Source organism: Actinomadura sp. KC216, assembly GCF_004348535.1.
Lineage (GTDB): Bacteria > Actinomycetota > Actinomycetes > Streptosporangiales > Streptosporangiaceae > Spirillospora.
In genome coordinates this window covers 1-2,340 of sequence record NZ_SMJX01000570.1, presented here as the reverse complement: position 1 = coordinate 2,340, position 2,340 = coordinate 1, and the positions used below count along the sequence as shown (strand labels likewise).

2 protein-coding genes are annotated in these 2,340 nt (G+C 73.4%); both read left to right on the top strand.

Features of this window, described 5'->3' with window-relative positions:
- Positions 1-325 precede the first annotated feature (325 nt).
- Complete coding sequence (gene ssd, locus E1264_RS42025) at positions 326-1,408, top strand: septum site-determining protein Ssd (protein ID WP_132183082.1); 1,083 nt, start codon at positions 326-328, stop codon at positions 1,406-1,408.
- On the top strand, positions 1,405-2,340 hold a 936-nt coding region (locus tag E1264_RS42020; RefSeq protein ID WP_132183080.1), incomplete at its 3' end, for a TadA family conjugal transfer-associated ATPase. The genes ssd and E1264_RS42020, both read left to right, overlap by 4 nt.

The following is a 2,340-nucleotide window of genomic DNA, read 5'->3' as shown; positions in this document are numbered from 1 at the left end:
CACCCACACCCGGCCCCCCTTTCACACGGCGGCCGCATGCAACGCCCGGCACCACCCAAGCGTCCTCACACCACGGCACTACCAACCTGTAGGCACCGCCTACAGCCACGACCACAACGTCCGCCGCCGACCGCCACCAACGCCACGACCGCCGCGGGGCTGACGGCACCGGCACCATCGAGGCGTCCACAGTGGCGCGGCTCCGCGCCGCCAGACCTGCCGCCGGTGCCGCCGGACCGAAGTTATCCACAGTTGGCGGAAGTCGGTCGCCGCCGCCTCCCCGGCCCGCAAGGTGGATGTCTCCGAAACGTTGAAGGGGCATCCGATGAACCTTGCGGCACTGATCGTCACGGGCGACCCCGCCCTCGCCGACGGCCTGCTCCGCCTCGCGGCCGCCGCCGACGTCCACGCGGAGGTCGCCTACGGCGCCGACGAGGCCAGGGCCGCCTGGACGTGGCCGGCCCTCATCCTGGTGGGCGCGGACGTCGCCGAAGACGTGGCGTCCGCCGGTCTCCAGCGCAGGCCCGGCGTCGTCCTGGTCACCGGGGAGGGCGCGGCGTCCGAGTCCTACCGCCTCGCGGTCGAGGCCGGCGCGCAGGACGTCGCCGCGCTCCCCGACCACGAAGACTGGCTGATCAACGCGCTCGCCGCGGCGAGCGAACCGGAAGGCGGCTGGGCCACCACCCTCAGCGTCGTCGGCTCCCGGGGCGGCGCGGGCGCCAGCGTGCTCGCGACCGCGCTCGGCCTCGCGGCGGCGGGCCAGGGCCTGCGCACGCTGCTCGTGGACGCCGACCCGTACGGTGGCGGCATCGACCTCATGCTCGGGCTGGAGGAACACGAGGGCGTCCGCTGGCACGACCTCGCCGAACGGCGAGGCCGGCTGAACACCGCCACCCTCCGCGAGACCCTCCCGCGGTGCGGCGACCTGTCGGTCCTGTCGTGGCGGCGCGGCGAGCCCGTCCCCGTCTCCGACGACGCCGCTCGCTCCCTGTTCGACGCGGCCGTCCGCGGCTTCGACCTGGTCATCGTGGACGTCCCGCGCTACCCCGGCGATATCGGCCGCGCCGCCCTGCGCACCGCAGACGTGACGTTCTTGCTGGTCCCCGCCGAGGTCCGCGCGACCGTCGCAGCCGACGGCCTCGCCGCCGCGCTCCGCCGCCACACCAGCGACGTGCGCCTCGTCGTCCAGGGCCCCGCGCCGGGCGGGCTGACGGCCGACGCGGTCGTCCACGCGCTCGACCTCCCGTCCGCCGGTTCCTTCGAGCGCGACCGCCGCCTCCCCGCCGCCATCGACGAGGGCGGCCTCGAACGCGCCTGCCGCAGGGGCCCGCTCGCCGAGTACTGCGGCGGCGTCCTGGCAGACCTCGCCCTCCAGCCGTACGCGTACCGGGAGGAGGCCGCCGCATGACCAGCCTCTCCAACGCCGTCCGCGACCGCCTGGCCGACACCGGCGGCGAACCGACCACCGGCCGGGTCGCCGCGGCACTGCGCGCCGAGGACCGCCTGCTCGGCGACCGCGAGATCCTGACGCTGGCCGACGAGTTACACGCCGACTTCGTGGGCGCCGGGCCCCTGGAGCCGCTCCTGCGTTCCCAAGACGTCACCGACGTCCTGGTGAACGGCCCAGACGAGATATGGGTCGACACAGGCACAGGCCTCGTCCGTACGGCCCTCCGCTTCCCCGACGAGCAGTCCGTCCGCCGCCTGGCCCAGCGCCTCACCGCCGCCGCAGGTCGACGCCTCGACGACGCGTCCCCCTACGCCGACGCCAGGCTCCCCGGCGGGGTGCGCCTGCACGCCGTCCTCCCACCCGTCGCAGCCACCGGGACATGCATCTCCCTGCGCCTCCCGCGCCGCCGCGCCTTCACCCTGGACGAGCTGACAGCGGCACGCACCGTGCCGCCCAAGGGAGCGGAACTGCTCGCCGCCCTGATCGAGTCCCGCACCGCCTTCTTGATCACCGGAGGTACCGGTTCAGGAAAGACGACCGTCCTGAGCGCATTGCTCTCGATGGTCGATCCCGCCGAACGGCTGGTCCTGGTGGAAGACTCCGCCGAACTGAGACCGTCCCACCCGCACGTGGTCCGGCTGGAGGCCCGCCCGCCCAACATGGAGGGGGCAGGGGGCGTGACCTTGAACGACCTGGTCCGCCAAGCCCTACGCATGCGCCCCGACCGCCTGGTGGTCGGCGAAGTCAGAGGTTCCGAAGTAGCAGTGCTCATAGGCCAGAAGGTACCTATACTTTCGCCATGTCGTCCATGCCGCAGAACGCAGGAATCTACTGCCGCCTGTCCTACGCCCCAGATGGCTCTCTCGAAAAGGTCGAGCGGCAGGAAGCCG